This window comes from Mesorhizobium sp. M1A.F.Ca.IN.020.06.1.1 (assembly GCF_004023265.1).
Lineage (GTDB): Bacteria > Pseudomonadota > Alphaproteobacteria > Rhizobiales > Rhizobiaceae > Mesorhizobium.
The window spans coordinates 1-729 of sequence record NZ_RZSR01001578.1 but is presented as its reverse complement, the minus strand read 5'-3'; the positions used below and the strand labels follow the sequence as shown (position 1 = coordinate 729).

Genomic DNA, 729 nt, shown 5'->3' with positions numbered 1-729 from the left:
CGTCAGCGGGACCATCGAGGTCGATTCCGCCAGAACCTGCGCGTTCGGCGACGTCATCTGGCCCTGCGGGCAGCGCGCCCGCGCCGCCTTCAATGCCTGGCTGCGCGGCCGGGCGCTCAAATGCGTCCTGCCGCCCGATGCCGACCGTTTTGCCATCGCCGCGCCGTGCATGCTCGGCAAACAGGATGTCGGCGCCTGGCTGGTTGCCAATGGCTGGGCGATGGCGTCCCCCTCGGGCATCTACGGCAAAGCCGAATTCGTCGCCAGGGCTGCCGAGATGGGCGTCTTCGGCCCGCCGCAATAGGGCATACCCGGAAAGGCGCGCAACGGCCTTGCCTGCGGGATTGCGTAAAAACGGAATGGCTAAAGCAGCTCGGCGATCCTACCAAACGCTGACCCGTTTCAGCGACGAATCAGATCGAAGCGAGAAGCGGGCCGCAGCCGCTGGCGCCATCCAGGGAGAAAGACACTGATTTCCTTCAAATTGTAGGCCAGGCTGAAACGGAAATCGTAACACACCGCCTTTATGCCAATGCGTCCAACAGGAGATTGGCCAGTGAGTATAAAAACCGAGACCGCGCCGGCAGAGGCCTGGAAGCATGTCGTCTGGCTGACCCTGCTGGGCACCGCGGGCTGCGTCGGCCTGTCGCTCGGCCTCAACTATCTGCTGCTGCTCAGCGACGCGTTGACGCCGTTCGGCCGCAGCGTCATCACGGCCGCCCTTCTGCC

General features: G+C 64.3%; 1 protein-coding gene. It reads left to right on the top strand.

The features are described 5' to 3' along the window. A partial coding sequence (locus EOA60_RS35660) for a thermonuclease family protein (RefSeq protein ID WP_164899909.1) occupies window positions 1-304 on the top strand: 304 nt, incomplete at its 5' end. Between the last annotated feature and the right edge of the window lie 425 nt (window positions 305-729).